This is a genomic window from Nonomuraea sp. NPDC050404, from assembly GCF_040655495.1.
Taxonomy (GTDB): domain Bacteria; phylum Actinomycetota; class Actinomycetes; order Streptosporangiales; family Streptosporangiaceae; genus Nonomuraea.
In genome coordinates, this window is sequence record NZ_JBFAKB010000024.1 from 67,676 (window position 1) to 80,134 (window position 12,459).

Below are 12,459 nucleotides of genomic sequence, written 5' to 3' on the forward strand. Positions count from 1 at the left end.
CAAACGCCGACCGGCCGCCGAAAAGCGGCCGGTCGGCATCCCTCAAAAAGCAGGTCAGAAGACCCGTTCCACCGGCTTGCCGGCCCGCAGCAACTCCTGCGAGAGGCTGGTGGGCACCCGCGCGTGCAGGATCGTCCCGTCCTCCGCGTGTTCCACCGAGAGCACCTCGCCCTCCTTGTGGACCCGCGAGACCAGGTCACCCCTGTCGTACGGCACCAGCAGGTGCACCTCGTGGTCCAGCCGCGGCAGCCGCTCCTCGATGAGCGCCATCAGCTCGGGAATGCCCTTGCCCGTCCGCGCCGACACCACGATGCTGTCGCGTTCGCTCCTGGTGAGGCGGTCGATCACGTCCTGGCCGGCCGCGTCGGCCTTGTTGACCACGATGATCTCGGGGATGTCGGAGGCGCCCTCGATGTCGGCCAGCACCTCGCGCACCGCCGCGATCTGCCCCTCGGGGTCGGGGTGCGAGCCGTCCACCACGTGCAGGATCAGGTCGGAGTCCGCGACCTCCTCCAGCGTGGAGCGGAACGCCTCGACGAGCTGGTGCGGCAGGTGCCGGACGAAGCCGACGGTGTCGGCGATCGTGAACAGCCTGCCCTCCGGCGTGCGCGCCTTGCGCACGGTCGGGTCGAGGGTGGCGAACAGCGCGTCCTCCACCAGCACGCCCGCGCCGGTGACGCGGTTGAGCAGCGAGGACTTGCCCGCGTTGGTGTAGCCGGCGATGGCCACGGCCGGGACCTCGCGCCGCTGGCGCCTGCCCCGCATGGTCTCACGCGAGGTGGACATGCCGCTGATCTGGCGCCGCAGCTTGGACATCCGCTCGCGGATGCGCCGGCGGTCCAGCTCGATCTTGGTCTCACCGGGGCCACGGCCGCCGATGCCGACGCCGCCCGCGGCGCGACCGCCGACCTGCCTGGACAGGTTGCCACCCCAGCCGCGCAGGCGCGGCAGCAGGTAGGAGAGCTGGGCCAGTTCGACCTGGGCCTTGCCCTCGCGGCTCTTGGCGTGCTGGGCGAAGATGTCGAGGATCAGCGCCGTACGGTCGATGACCTTGACCTTCACCGTCTCTTCGAGCTGGCGGAGCTGGCCGGGGGCCAGTTCGCCGTCGCAGATGACGGTGTCGGCGCCGGTCGACTCGACCACGTCGCGCAGCTCCAGCGCCTTGCCCGAGCCGATGTAGGTGGCCGGGTCGGGCTTCTGCCTGCGCTGGATGAGCCCGTCGAGCACCTGCGACCCGGCCGTCTCGGCCAGGAGCTTGAGCTCGAGTAGGGAATTCTCGGCGTCTTCCGATGTGCCGGAGGTCCAGACGCCGACGAGTACGACCCGTTCGAGCCGCAGCTGCCGGTACTCGACCTCGGAGACATCCTGGAGTTCGGTGGACAGGCCCGCCACACGGCGCAGCGCCTGGCGGTCTTCAAGATCCATGTCGCCGGTCTCGAACGGATCGAGCTCGGGGTATTCGTGCATACGTGTCATCTCTATTAGGGAACGTCTGGACACCTCAGTGTCTTCCCACGATGGTGGCATGACATCCCGAGCGCAATCACCTGGTTATCTACGCAGCTCAACACACTGTCAAGCGGGCGTGACGGCCACGTCGCCGGAACCCGCCGTCAGAGAGATCTTGCGCGGCGCGGCGTTGTCCGTCTTGATCTTGACGCTGACGTCACCGGAGTCGGTGTCGGGCTTCACGACGTAACCGTCGTCGGGAACCCTGAGCGTGATGTCCCCCGAGCCGGTCTCCACCCGGGCGTCCTCGGGCGCGGAGACGTACTTGAGCTCGACGTTCCCCGACCCCGCGTACACGCTCACCTTCTTGCCCGCCAGCCCGGCCGAGTCGACATCGCCGGAGCCCATCTGCACGTTGAGCGACCCGGACAGGTCCCTCAGCGTGAGGTCGCCCGAGCCGCTGTCGACGTCGACGGCGAGCCCCTTGGGCACCTCGATCTTGTAGTTGACGCTGCAGCTTCCCCAGTCCGACTGGCATTCGTAGGCCAGTGACAGGGTCTGGTTCCTGACCGGGTGTTCGGGCTTGGGCTTGTTGTCACCGCGCCAGTGAAGGGTCTCGACGACGCGTACGGCGGCGCCGTCAGTCTCGGTGATCACGGTGTCGCCCGAGCCGGTCTCAAGCCGCAGCGCGGTGACCTTTTCGCTCACCTCGTACGAGACCGTGTCCTCATTCCCCGGCCCGGTCATGCTGTCGAGGCCGCATCCGGTCAGCAGGAGGGCGGAGGCCAGCAGGCCGCCCGAGATCGCAATCGTCTTCACCTGATCGATCATGTCCCGGAAATCGCGTGACCACATCGGGGATTCCCCGGATGGCAACCCCCACCTTTGACCCTGGAAGTCCGGGGGAGTAATTTCAATTCCATAATCCAGAACCTATTTTCCATTCTACGGAAAAGGAAGAGGTCCCGATGGAGATCACCGGCCCGATGCTCGACCGGTTCGACGAGATCCTCACGCCGGAGGCGCTCGCATTCGTGGCGGCCCTCCAGCGGGAGTTCGGCGCCAGGCGGCTGGAGCTGCTGCGGGCCCGCCAGACGCGCCAGGACGAGCTGTCGGCGGGTGGCCTGCTCGACTTCCTGCCCGGGACGAAGGAGATCAGGCAGGGCGACTGGCAGGTCGCGCCCCCGGCCCCCGGCCTGGAGGACCGCCGCGTCGAGATCACCGGGCCCGTCGACAAGAAGATGACCATCAACGCGCTCAACTCCGGCGCCAAGGTGTGGCTGGCCGACTTCGAGGACGCCAACTCCCCGCTGTGGGAGAACTGCGTGTCCGGGCATCTCAACCTGCGCGACGCGCTCGACCGCACGATCGACTTCGAGACCGGCGGCAAGGCGTACGCGCTCAAGCCCGACGAGGAGCTGGCCACGGTCGTGGTGCGCCCGCGCGGCTGGCACCTGGACGAGAAGCACGCCACGGTGGACGGCCAGCCGGTCTCGGGGTCGCTGTTCGACTTCGGGCTCTACTTCTTCCACTGCGCCAAGCGGCAGATCGACAAGGGCAAGGGCCCCTACTTCTACCTGCCCAAGATCGAGTCCCACCTGGAGGCCAGGCTCTGGAACGAGGTGTTCACCAGGGCCCAGGAGCTGCTCGGCATCCCGCACGGGACGATCAGGGCGACCGTGCTCATCGAGACCTACCCGGCGGCGTTCGAGATGGAGGAGATCCTCTACGAGCTGCGCGACCACTCGGCGGGGCTGAACGCGGGCCGCTGGGACTACCTGTTCAGCGTGATCAAGAAGTTCCGCACCAGGGGCAGGGAATTCCTGCTGCCCGAGCGGAACGCGGTGACGATGACGGCGCCGTTCATGCGCGCGTACACCGAACTGCTCGTGCGCACCTGCCACAAGCGCGGCGCGCACGCCATCGGCGGGATGGCGGCGTTCATCCCCTCGCGCAGGGACCCCGAGGTCAACGCGGTGGCGCTGGAGAAGGTGCGGGCGGACAAGACGCGCGAGTCGGGCGACGGGTTTGACGGGTCGTGGGTGGCGCATCCGGACCTGGTGCCGATCTGCCGTGAGGTGTTCGACGGCGTGCTCGGGTCGCGGCCCAACCAGCTCGACCGGCTGCGCGAGGAGGTCAGCGTGTCGGCCGCCGAGTTGCTGGCCGTCTCCGAGACGCCGGGCGAGATCACCGACACGGGCCTGCGCAACAACGTGGACGTGGCGCTGCGTTACCTGGCCGCCTGGATGGGCGGGCTGGGCGCGGTGGCGATCCACAACCTCATGGAGGACGCGGCCACTGCCGAGATCTCGCGTTCGCAGATCTGGCAGTGGATCCACAACGACATCACGCTGGCCGACACGGGTCACCAGGTGACCAAGGAGCTGGTCGAGCAGATCATCACCGAGGAGGTGGCGAAGATCGCCATGGAGCCGGGTTACGACGAGAAGCTGTTCGGGCAGGCGGTGACGTTGTTCAAGGAAGTGGCGCTGGACGACGACTTCGCCGAGTTCCTGACTCTTCCGGCTTATGCCCAGATGCCGTAGAAAAGCCAGATGGAGACGCTCACAGCGGCCCTGCGCTCGTTGCTGCCGGACGATTCGGTGATCACCGATCCCGTACGGCTGCGTACGTACGAGTGCGACGGCCTCACCTACCACCGGGCGACCCCCGGCGTGGTCGTGCTCCCGGGCACGGCCGAGCAGGTCGCCCAGGTGGTACGGCTGTGCAACGAGCACGGCGTGCCCTTCGTGGCCAGAGGATCGGGCACCGGCCTGTCGGGGGGCGCGCTCCCCCGCGAGGACGGCGTGCTGATCGTCACCTCCAAGATGCGCGCGATCCGCGAGATCGACCTGGACAACCGACGGGCGGTGGTGGAGCCGGGGGTCACGAACCTGGCCATCACCGAGGCCGTCCGCGACCGGGGCTACTACTACGCGCCCGACCCCTCCAGCCAGCAGATCTGCTCGATCGGCGGCAACGTGGCGGAGAACTCGGGCGGCGCCCACTGCCTCAAGTACGGCTTCACCGTCAACCACGTCGAAGCCTGCGAGATCGTCACCCCCGACGGCGACCTGGTCACCCTTGACCGCATGGATCCCGGCTACGACCTGCTGGGCGCGTTCATCGGCTCGGAGGGCACGCTGGGCATCGCCACCGCGATCACGGTACGGCTGATGCGCGCGCCGCAGGCCGTGACCACGGTCCTGGCCGCGTTCGAGAGCATCGAGCAGGGCGGGGAGGCGGTCTCGGCGATCATCGGGGCGGGCATCGTGCCGGCCGCGATCGAGATGATGGACGCGCTTGCCATCGAGGCCGCGGAGGCCGCGGTGGCCTGCTCCTATCCCGAGGGCGCGGGCGCGGTGCTGATCGTCGAGCTGGACGGGCCCGCCGCCGAGGTGGAGCAGCAGTTCGCCCAGCTCGAACAGATCTGCGCGGGCGCGTTCGAGCTGCGGGTGGCGGCCGGCGCCGAGGAGCGGGCGGCGATCTGGAAGGGCAGAAAGTCGGCGTTCGCCGCTGTCGGGCGGATCAGCCCGGCCTACATCGTGCAGGACGGCGTGGTCCCGCGCACGTCGTTGCCCGCCGTGCTGGCCGCCATCGACCGGCTCTCGGCCGAGCACGGCATCAGGGTGGCCAACGTCTTCCACGCCGGTGACGGGAACCTGCATCCGCTGGTGTTGTTCGACGACGCGGAGCCGGGAGCGGGCGAGCGGGCCGAGGTGGTCTCGGGCGCGATCCTCGATCTGTGCATCGAGCACGGCGGCTCGATCACCGGCGAGCACGGGGTTGGGGTGGATAAATCCCGATATATGCCGAAAATGTTCGGCGAGGATGACCTGGACACCATGCAGCTCGTCCGGTGCGCGTTCGACCCACAGGGGCTGGCGAACCCGGGCAAGGTGTTCCCCACCCCGCGCCTGTGCGGCGAGGTGCCGGGCGTGCGCAAGGGCGTGCATCCGCTGGTCGAGTCGGGGAAGGCGGAGCAGTTTTGATCGACGGGGTGACGGTCAGGCAGGCCGGCGAGGACGACGCCGTCGGCGGCGTGCTCCCCCGCTGGGTCGCGCTGCCGGAGACGGTCGAGGAGATCGCGACCGTGCTGCGGGCCTGCGCCGAACGGGATCTGGCCGTGGTGCCCGCGGGCGGCGGCACGAAGCTGCACTGGGGCCCGCCGCCCGAGCGTTGCGACGTGCTCCTGGACCTGTGCTGCATGAACGAGGTGCTCGAACACGCCGCGGGCGACCTGGTGGTACGGGCACAGCCCGGGGTGACCATGGACGCGCTGGCCGGCGAGCTCGCGGGCAAGGGGCAGGAGCTGGCGCTCGACGTGCCGTTCGCCGAGGACGCGACGGTGGGCGGCACGCTGGCCGCCGCGCTGCCGGGACCGCGCTCGTTCCGCTACGGCACCGCCCGTGACCTGCTCATCGGCATCACCGTCGTGCTGCCCGACGGGACCGTCGCCAAGTCCGGCGGCAAGGTGGTCAAGAACGTCGCGGGCTACGACCTGGGCAAGTTGTTCACCGGCTCGTACGGCACGCTCGGCGTCATCGCGGAGGCCACGTTCCGCCTGCACCCGCTGCCCGCCGAACGGCGCTGGGTCGTCGCTGATCTGGACCCCGCCGAAGTGGGGCCTGTCGCGATGGCGCTGGCGGCCTCGCAGGCCGAGCCGAGCGCGGTGGAGGTGGACCGGCCGGACTCCGGCCCTGTCACGCTGGCCGCGCTGGTGGAGGGCACGGCGGCCGAGGCCAGGGCCGAGACGTTGCGCGAGCTGATCGGCCGGGGTTCTCTGAGCGTGGAGCAGCCGTCGTGGTGGGGGCTGATCGACAGTGACGACGTGCTCATCGAGCTGCGATTCCTCCCCTCGCATCTGGGAGACGTGCTCGACGCGGCGGCCGGCTGGTCGGTGCGGGGCTCGGCCGTGTCCGGGCGGTTGCTCTTGGAGGCGCGGCGGGAGATGGAGCGGGACGAGGTGGCCACCACGCTGACCCGGCTGCGGGAGGTGGCACGGGCGCATGTGCTCGCCGCGCCCTACGAAGGTCTCGACCGGTGGGGGCCGGTGAGCGGGCTGCCGCTGATGCGGCGGGTCAAGGAACGGTTCGACCCCGGGCGCAGGATGTCTCCCGGCCGGTTCGTGGGAGGCATCTGACGTGGACCCGGAACTGATCAACGACTGTGTGCACTGCGGGTTCTGCCTGCCGACGTGTCCCACGTACGCGCTGTGGGGCGAGGAGATGGACTCCCCGCGCGGACGCATCCACCTGATGAAACAGCACGTCGAGGGCACCCCCATCACGCCCGAGATGGCCGGGCACTTCGACGCCTGCCTCGGGTGCATGGCGTGCGTGACGGCCTGCCCGTCGGGGGTGAAGTACGACCGGCTGATCGAGCAGACCAGGGTCGAGGTGGAGCGGCAGCACGTACGCGAGCCGGAGGAGCGGGTCGTGCGCGGCATCGTGTTCAGCCTGTTCCCCTACCCGCGCAGGTTGCGGTTGTTGCGGCCGACGATGTGGCTGGCCGAGCGGATGGCGCCGTTCCTGACCAGGGTGAACCCGAGCCTGGGCGCCATGGCCGCGCTGGCGCCCCGCGTGGAGCACCGGCAGCGCATGCCGCGCCTGGTCAGGGCCAGGGGCGAGCGCAGGGCCGTGGTCGGGATGCTCACCGGGTGCGTGCAGGGCGAGTTCTTCCCGCAGGTCAACGCGGCCACGGCGCGGGTGCTCGCGCTGGAGGGCTGCGACGTGGTGATCCCGCAGAGCCAGGGCTGCTGCGGGGCGCTCAGCGTGCACTCCGGGCGCGACGACCAGGCGAAACGGCTGGCGCGCAGGACGGTCGCGGTGTTCGAGCGGGCCGGCGTGGACACGGTCGTGGTGAACGCGGCCGGCTGCGGCTCCTCCATGAAGGAGTACGGGGAACTGCTCGGGCGGGAGCCGGGCTTCCGGGTGATGGACCTGTCGGAGTACCTGGCCGAGCTGGGCCCCGTCGCGAAGCGGCATCCGCTGCCGGTCACCGTCGCCTATCACGACGCCTGCCACCTGGCCCACGCCCAGGGGGTGCGTTCGCAACCGCGCGAGTTGCTGCGGGCCATTCCGGAGCTGGAGTTGCGGGAGATTCCCGAGTCGGCGATCTGCTGCGGGTCGGCGGGGACGTACAACCTGTTGCAGCCGCAGGCCGCCCGCGACCTGGGCGACAGGAAGGCCGGCGCGGTCGCGACGACCGGCGCGGAGCTGCTGGTGTCGGCCAACCCGGGATGCACGATGCAGATCGCCGCCGCCATGCGGCGGGCCGGTGGGCGGATCAGGGTCGCGCACACGGCCGAAGTGCTGGACGCCTCCCTGCGCGGGGTCCGGCTGTGAGCGACCGGAGGGAGCGAACCATCAGACGCGGGAGCTCGCTCACTGGACCGACGGAGGAGGGCCGGTGAGCGTGCAGTCGGTCGAGCGGGCGCTCGACGTGCTGGAGGCGCTGGCCGATCACGGGGGTGAGGCCGGGCTGTCGGAGATCGCCGCCAGGACCGGGCTGCCGTACGGGACCATCCACCGGCTGCTGCGGACCCTGCTCACGCGCGGGTACGTACGCCAGGAGTCCGACCGTCGTTACGCCCTGGGCGGCGGCCTGGTGCGGCTGGGCGGCATCGCGGAGAGCATGGTCGGGGTGTGGGCGCAGCCGTACCTGACCAAGATGGTCGAGTTGTCCGGCGAGACCGCCAACCTGGCCGTGCTCGAAGGCGACTTCATCGTGTACGTGGCGCAGGTGCCCTCGCCGCGCAGGCTGCGCATGTTCGCCGAGGTCGGGCGGCGGGTGCTGCCGCACAGCACGGCGGTGGGCAAGGTGCTGCTGGCCGGGCGGCCCGCTCCGGAGGCGGTCGCCGTGTTTGAACGGACCGGCATGCCCCGGCGTACCCCGAACACCATTACGGACATGCCCGCCATGCTCGCCGAGCTGGGCACGGTCAAGAGCCGTGGGTACGCCATGGACCTGGGCGAGGAGGAGCTGGGCGTGCACTGCATGGCCGTGCCCGTGGTGGACGGGGAGCGGGTGGTGGCCGCGATGTCGGTCTCCGGGCCCGCCGAGCGCATCGACGCGCTGGACCGGGAGGACCTGGCCGAGCGCATGCGGAAGATCGCCTCCGACTTCGGTAACGAGCTGAGGCCGACCGGCTGACGTATTGTGTTGCGCTATGGGCAACAAGAGCGCGTCCGTTCAGTCCGTTGACCGTGCCGTCACGATCCTGCAGATCCTGGCCAGAGACGGCGCGACCAGAGTGACGGACCTGGCGCAGGAGCTCGATGTGCACAAGTCCACCGCGTTCCGGCTGCTGGCGGCGCTGGAGCAGGGCGCTCTGGTGGAGCAGACCGGCGACCGGGGGCGCTACCGGCTCGGGTTCGGCGTCGTACGGCTGGCCGGGGCCGCGACCGCCCAGCTCGACCTGTCCCGGGAGAGCCGCCAGGTGTGCCTGCGCCTGGCCGAGGAGATCGGCGAGACCGTCAACATCGCGGTGGCGCGGGGCGGCGACACCGTCAACATCTCGCAGGTACGCGGGCCCGCCGCGATCAGCGGCCACAACTGGGTCGGCCAGCTCACCCCCTCGCACGCCACCTCCAGCGGCAAGGTGCTGATGGCCTTCGGCGCGCTGCGGCCGAACGACGACCTGGAGCGCTACACCCCGAACACCATCACCGCGCCGGACGACCTGGCGCTGGCGGAGGTCAGGGAGCGCGGCTGGGCCACCACGGTGGAGGAACTGGAGGTGGGGCTGAACGCGGTGGCGGCCCCGATCAGGGGCGGCGACGGGTCCGTGGTGGCCGCTGTCAGTGCCTCGGGGCCCTCCTACCGGCTGACCTCGGAGCGGCTGGAGGAGGTGGCGGCGCTGCTGATGACGGGCGCGGAGGAGATAAGCCGGCGGATCGGCTATTACGGTTAGGGCATGTGTAGAAGCATCAAAACCCTCCGCCCGCCTTACACCGAGGACGTGACCGAGGAGGACGTGCGGGCCGCCGCGCTGCAGTACGTCAGGAAGATCTCCGGCTTCCGCGCGCCCGCCGCGCACAACGCCGAGGCGTTCGACCGGGCCGTCGAGTCGATCACCAAGGCGTCGGAGGAGTTGCTGGCCGCGCTCCAAGTTCGCGGAAGTCGTTGACAGCGGCTACTCGTGGGAGGACGTTACCCGGTGTAACCCCCCAGAGGAGCTGCCATGATCAGCGGGTTGTACCAGGGACAGGACGGCGACTCCCGGCTGACGCTGCGCGTCGATGTCGACGGCGTCAGGCCGACGGGGCGGGTGAGCGGCGACCTGTTCACGGTGGCCGGCGCGACCACCTCCTACGTCGGCTCGTTCGTGGTGCACAGAGCTCACGTCGTCGATGGCCGGATCCAGGGGCAGGGCGACTTCACGTTCCGCGTGCCGGAACGCAACGTGGCCGTCGTGGTCGCCGACCAGGCCGGGACCGCCGTGGTGGCCGGGCGCACCTATCAGGTCTCCTTCGCCTCTCCCTACTTCCGCAGCGTGGTGCTGGAGCAGGATTCCGTGGTCGGGGCGGTGCCGTTCGTGTCGTATCCGACCGGGTCGCTCCCCGGCCCCACCGGCTCGCCGGCCAGGGAGCTGAGCGTGGTCACGGCGTACGCGGAGGCGGGCGTCGAGCTGAAGTCGGCCGACCCCGGGGTGATCCCGGTGCAGGGCTCCGGCGCTGATCTGGCGTGGGACGACGCCGAGCTGCACCACGCGATGACGCGGCACTTCAGCCAGTTCGGGGACGCGGTGGCCTGGCGGGTGTGGCTGCTGGTGGCCAGCAGGCACGTGGGCGGCTACCGGGGGATCATGTTCGACTACGACGACGCGCACCAGCGGCAGGGGGCCGCGGTGTTCTACGACGCGATCAAGGGGACGACGCCGCAGGCGCAGCGGGCGCAGTTGCGTACGTACGTGCACGAACTCGGGCACGCCTTCAACCTGCTGCACTCCTGGCAGAAGAACCTCGCCACCCCACCCCAGCCCCTCGGCCCCGACGGCGGCTTCGGCGATCTGTCGTGGATGAACTACGTCCAGAACTACCGCCCCGGCGGCGAGCAGGGCTACTGGTCCGCCTTCCCCTTCCAGTTCACCGACGCCGAGCTCATCCACCTGCGCCACGGCTTCTACCGCGACATCGCCATGGGCGCCAACGCCTTCGGCACCGGCGCCGCCGAGATCGCGCCGTTCGAGCAGCCGGTCGAGGACCACTCGGGGTTGCGGCTCGACGTACGCGCCAAGGAGTCGTTCGAGTTCGGCGAGCCCGTCGTGGTCGAGTTCCGGCTCTCCTGCGCGGGCGAGCCCCGCACCACGCACGGCCACCTGCACCCCGACACCGAGTTCACCCAGGTCTCGATCACCCGGCCGGGCGGCAGGACCGTGTTGTACCGGCCGATGATGCGGCATTGTGTGGACACCTCGCCGGACATCCGGCTCGACGGGGGCAATCCGGCGATGTACCGCAGCGCGTACATCGGGCACGGGCGCGACGGCCACTACTTCCAGCAGCCCGGCGAGTACCAGGTCCGCGCCCAGTACATCGCCGCCGACGGCTCCCGCATCGTCTCCCCCGCCTGCCCCATCCGGGTACGCCTGCCCATCAGCCGCGAGGACCACCAGGTGGCCGAGCTGATGCTGGGCGAGGACCAGGGCAAACTGTTCTCCCTGCAAGGCTCGGACTCCCCCGCCCTGCGCTCCGGCAACGAGGCCCTGGACGAGGTCATCAGCCGGTACGGCGGCCATCCGCTGGCCGTGTACGCCCGGCTGGTCAAGGGGCTCAACGCCGAACGCGAGTTCAAGGACCTGACCCCCGGCAACCGGCTACGCGTCCGCCCACCGGACCCCAAACTGGGCATAGAACACCTCACGCAGGTCGCCCGCGAGGCCGACACCGTCGACAACATCACCCTCAACCTGGTGATGCGCCGCCTGGCCAGAGCTGAGGCACGGCAGGGGGATCTGGGCCGGGCGAACGCGGTCATGGACCGAATGGTCGCCACATTCGAGTCCAAGGGCGTCAACCCCGTCGTCCTGGGCCAGATCCGCCGCCAGGCCGAACTGACGAAGTCGGCCCTCAGCGCCGAAACCGCCTGAGCTCGTCCTCAACACACTCATGCTCTGCGACAAGCGCGGCCCACACCCGCCTGGCCTGCGGATACCGGCCGCGCCCGGCCTCCTCCTGACTGTGCTCGCCTCGACGCAACACGAGATACCGACCACCTTCCGAGCACCACTCCAAGGCACCGCAGCAGGAGGTCTCGACGACACGGGTGACAGCGGTGTGGGGCCGGTGCGGCTCCCACCGGATCTCGCTCATCGGCGCTCCCACAACTCGCCGTAGGTCATCCGCCCGGTCCGCGTGTTGCACTCGCCGTAGGCATCGGCGAAACCGCACATCGCCTCGAAGGCCAAGCGGGTGTCCAAGGCGGGCATATCGAACGGGTAGTGCAGCTCGAAGCGCACCTTCAGGCCGCCCGGGGTGTGGTCGATCATGGTGATGAGGTTGAGGTTCGCATTCTTCTTGGAACGTGCCAAACCCCAAGCGAAGAGCTTCACTGCGAGCTTGTGGGCGTCGTCCGCACGGCTGGGAATGCAGCTTTCAAGGAGGCGTTTCACGTGGCGGGCGGCGGCTTCTGCGCTACTCTCCCGCGCGGGATAATCCTGCGTCCACGTTGTCACAGTCACCCACCAGACTCCTGATCGTGGATATCCAGCACCTGCTGTCGGATACCCAGCTTGGTGGCTCGATGTAAGCACGTCAAGCTGTATGGGTGACTGGCGCTGCCGACCATCCGGCTTATGCCCGAGTTGCGGCCGATTTGAGGGCTCGCATCTTCTCTGGCGATCTCGCGCCGGGCGCGCGTCTCCCCGGGCGGCACGAACTGGCCGTGGAACATGGCGTCGCCGAGGGAGTCATCCGCGTAGCCACTCAGATGCTGCTTCGAGAGGGCCTTCTCGTATCCCGCCCCGGCTCGGGAACCTTCGTCCGCGAACGCACCCAGCGCCGACCC

Annotated in this window: 11 protein-coding genes and 1 pseudogene; 9 read left to right on the plus strand and 3 right to left on the minus strand. The window is 69.7% G+C overall.

Going from position 1 to position 12,459, the window contains the following annotated elements:
- Window positions 1-54 precede the first annotated feature (54 nt).
- Both hflX and AB0I81_RS46670 read right to left on the minus strand, forming a co-directional pair.
- Complete coding sequence (gene hflX, locus AB0I81_RS46665; protein WP_360672191.1) at window positions 55-1,476, minus strand: GTPase HflX; 1,422 nt, start codon at window positions 1,474-1,476, stop codon at window positions 55-57.
- A gap of 99 nt (window positions 1,477-1,575) precedes the next feature.
- Window positions 1,576-2,268 (minus strand): DUF4097 family beta strand repeat-containing protein, encoded by a 693-nt coding sequence (locus AB0I81_RS46670; RefSeq protein WP_360672193.1) that lies wholly within the window; start codon window positions 2,266-2,268, stop codon window positions 1,576-1,578.
- A 149-nt stretch (window positions 2,269-2,417) separates the two neighbouring features.
- Here AB0I81_RS46670 and aceB point away from each other — a divergent pair, with 149 nt between their 5' ends.
- From aceB to AB0I81_RS46710, 8 genes are all read left to right on the plus strand, one after another.
- Window positions 2,418-3,995 (plus strand): malate synthase A, encoded by a 1,578-nt coding sequence (aceB, locus tag AB0I81_RS46675; RefSeq protein ID WP_360672196.1) that lies wholly within the window; start codon window positions 2,418-2,420, stop codon window positions 3,993-3,995.
- Between the two features lie 9 nt (window positions 3,996-4,004).
- Window positions 4,005-5,441, plus strand: a complete 1,437-nt coding sequence (locus tag AB0I81_RS46680; protein ID WP_360672199.1) for an FAD-linked oxidase C-terminal domain-containing protein — start codon at window positions 4,005-4,007, stop codon at window positions 5,439-5,441.
- Window positions 5,438-6,592: an FAD-binding oxidoreductase gene (locus AB0I81_RS46685; RefSeq protein WP_360672202.1), complete on the plus strand. Its 1,155-nt coding sequence runs from the start codon at window positions 5,438-5,440 to the stop codon at window positions 6,590-6,592. The genes AB0I81_RS46680 and AB0I81_RS46685 overlap by 4 nt, the downstream gene beginning before the upstream one ends.
- A gap of 1 nt (window position 6,593) precedes the next feature.
- Window positions 6,594-7,796, plus strand: a complete 1,203-nt coding sequence (locus AB0I81_RS46690; RefSeq protein WP_360672205.1) for a heterodisulfide reductase-related iron-sulfur binding cluster — start codon at window positions 6,594-6,596, stop codon at window positions 7,794-7,796.
- Window positions 7,797-7,860: 64 nt separating this feature from the next.
- Window positions 7,861-8,604, plus strand: coding sequence for an IclR family transcriptional regulator (locus AB0I81_RS46695; RefSeq protein WP_360672208.1), 744 nt, complete (start codon window positions 7,861-7,863; stop codon window positions 8,602-8,604).
- Window positions 8,605-8,620: 16 nt separating this feature from the next.
- On the plus strand, window positions 8,621-9,364 hold the full coding sequence (locus AB0I81_RS46700; RefSeq protein ID WP_360672211.1) for an IclR family transcriptional regulator: 744 nt from the start codon (window positions 8,621-8,623) through the stop codon (window positions 9,362-9,364).
- Between the two features lie 3 nt (window positions 9,365-9,367).
- A complete protein-coding gene (locus tag AB0I81_RS46705) occupies window positions 9,368-9,580 on the plus strand; it encodes a DUF2277 domain-containing protein (protein ID WP_360672214.1) in 213 nt (70 codons plus the stop codon).
- 54 nt (window positions 9,581-9,634) lie between these two features.
- Window positions 9,635-11,542 (plus strand): hypothetical protein, encoded by a 1,908-nt coding sequence (locus tag AB0I81_RS46710; RefSeq protein ID WP_360672217.1) that lies wholly within the window; start codon window positions 9,635-9,637, stop codon window positions 11,540-11,542.
- A gap of 219 nt (window positions 11,543-11,761) precedes the next feature.
- Here AB0I81_RS46710 and AB0I81_RS46715 read toward each other — a convergent pair whose 3' ends face one another.
- Window positions 11,762-12,133 (minus strand): hypothetical protein, encoded by a 372-nt coding sequence (locus tag AB0I81_RS46715; protein WP_360672220.1) that lies wholly within the window; start codon window positions 12,131-12,133, stop codon window positions 11,762-11,764.
- 86 nt (window positions 12,134-12,219) lie between these two features.
- Here AB0I81_RS46715 and AB0I81_RS46720 point away from each other — a divergent pair.
- Window positions 12,220-12,375: pseudogene (locus AB0I81_RS46720) on the plus strand (GntR family transcriptional regulator); the annotation flags it as partial.
- Between the last annotated feature and the right edge of the window lie 84 nt (window positions 12,376-12,459).

What these genes read in the sequence shown, in the direction of transcription:
- hflX (WP_360672191.1), bottom strand. Translation starts at nt 1,476, where the DNA reads ATGACACGTATGCACGAATACCCCGAGCTCGATCCGTTCGAGACCGGC.
- aceB (WP_360672196.1), top strand. Translation starts at nt 2,418, where the DNA reads ATGGAGATCACCGGCCCGATGCTCGACCGGTTCGACGAGATCCTCACG.
- AB0I81_RS46680 (WP_360672199.1), top strand. Translation starts at nt 4,005, where the DNA reads ATGGAGACGCTCACAGCGGCCCTGCGCTCGTTGCTGCCGGACGATTCG.
- AB0I81_RS46700 (WP_360672211.1), top strand. Translation starts at nt 8,621, where the DNA reads ATGGGCAACAAGAGCGCGTCCGTTCAGTCCGTTGACCGTGCCGTCACG.
- AB0I81_RS46705 (WP_360672214.1), top strand. Translation starts at nt 9,368, where the DNA reads ATGTGTAGAAGCATCAAAACCCTCCGCCCGCCTTACACCGAGGACGTG.
- AB0I81_RS46710 (WP_360672217.1), top strand. Translation starts at nt 9,635, where the DNA reads ATGATCAGCGGGTTGTACCAGGGACAGGACGGCGACTCCCGGCTGACG.